This is a genomic window from Tolypothrix sp. VBCCA 56010 (genome assembly GCF_050875635.1).
In the GTDB taxonomy this organism is placed as follows: domain Bacteria; phylum Cyanobacteriota; class Cyanobacteriia; order Cyanobacteriales; family Nostocaceae; genus Hassallia.
Genome location: NZ_JBPAOH010000336.1, coordinates 1 through 1,565, shown reverse-complemented (window position 1 = coordinate 1,565; position 1,565 = coordinate 1). Strand labels below are relative to the sequence as shown.

Here is a 1,565-nt window from a genome sequence, read left to right as displayed (position 1 = left end):
GGCGATATTTTGTTGTCAACACCAGATGCACTTTTAAGTCACTGACCGACCTACCCTTGGAGACAAAATCATTTTTCACGACTTTTTCAGGAACTCTGCTATAATCAATGTAGTTTAATTAAGTAACGTTGACTTTAAATAAAGGAGGTGAGTTCGCTTGCTGCTTAATTATCAGTACCGTGCATACCCAAACACCAATCAAAAACTAAAATTAAATACTTGGTTGAGAATTTGCCGTTACTGGTATAACATACAGCTAGGAGATAGATTTGATTGGTACGAAAATAACCACAACAACATTAATTCCTGTCCGCTAATTTGCTCATTACCAAAATTGCGCGATAATCCTAATTTTTACTCTCAGAAAAAGCAACTTCCTGTTATCAAGGAGGATTTGGTAAAAGTAAGCTATTCGGGCGAGTTATTGGACTTCACGAGTGTCCCATCTCAAACATTACAAGACGTATCAAAGCGTGTAGATTTGTCTTTTTCTCGCTTTCTTGCAGGCGATTGCAACGGGAATCGTAGCGGAAAACCTCGTTTTAAAAATGCTGCGCGTTACCGCACAATACGGATAGAAGGGCAAGCTATTACTGTTGAGCGCATTGATAAAGATTGGTTGTTTTTGTCTTTTTCAAAGTTAGAAGGTTGGGTAAAAGTGCGTTTACATCGTTCTTTGCCCGATGGGTTTACGCTCAAAAATGCCCTTTTAACTAACAAAGCTGATGGGTGGTACGTCACAATTTGCTTGGAAGACCCTAATGTACCTACTTTCACCGACGTAGATGTGATTCCCACATGGGACAACACTCTTGGCTTGGATGCAGTACTTCATGAAGTTGATTATTTGGCGACTTCAGAGAATACTAAGTTGTTGTCTTTAAAGTCTTTCAGGAAGTCTGAGAAGCGACTAGCCAAAGTTTCTAATCGTAAATCAGCCAAGAAAAAAGGCACTAAACAACGCCGCAAGTTGGCAAAACGTGAAGGGCGCGAACATCAACGTATTGCCAGGGCTAGAATTGACCATGCATTTAAAACTGCTCATGTATTGGTGCGGACTGGTAAATCAGTTATTGTTCACGAAGATTTAAATTTAAAGGCTTTGTCGAAACGCAACAAAGCCAAACTTGACGAAGAAGGGAAATATCTCCCGAATGGTCAATCAGCAAAATCTGGGCTAAACAAGTCTTGGAATGATGCAGCATTCGGACAATTTTTCACAATCCTAGAGTACATAGCACAGAATTGCTGGGACTAGGACAATAGCAGTAAAACCTGCATATACGTCTCAATTACTTGCGTATCGCGATGAATTTATCTTCACCGATTGCGGTATTCGAGAATATTGGGACGAAAAAGAGTTGCTTTGGGTTGACCGCGACGTTAACGCCGCTATCAACATAAAGCGCGTTGGGCTGGGACTGTTCCCAACGATAAAACGCCGTAAAGGGAATCCGGTAGTGGCTGACTCTGCTACTAATAGTACCTCTAAGGAAGTTCTGGAAACATTAAGAATGTGCCAGAAGCCTACACCGACCTGTACTCAGGCGGTGTAGGTAGTTCAC

The 1,565-nt window shown here is 41.3% G+C and carries 1 protein-coding gene and 1 pseudogene; one reads left to right on the top strand and one right to left on the bottom strand.

Features of this window, described 5'->3' with window-relative positions:
• A pseudogene (locus AABK37_RS41280) lies at positions 1 to 79 on the bottom strand (IS200/IS605 family transposase); the annotation flags it as partial.
• A gap of 78 nt (positions 80 to 157) precedes the next feature.
• Here AABK37_RS41280 and AABK37_RS41275 point away from each other — a divergent pair.
• Positions 158 to 1,258: an RNA-guided endonuclease InsQ/TnpB family protein gene (locus AABK37_RS41275; RefSeq protein ID WP_432557160.1), complete on the top strand. Its 1,101-nt coding sequence runs from the start codon at positions 158 to 160 to the stop codon at positions 1,256 to 1,258.
• Positions 1,259 to 1,565 lie beyond the last annotated feature (307 nt).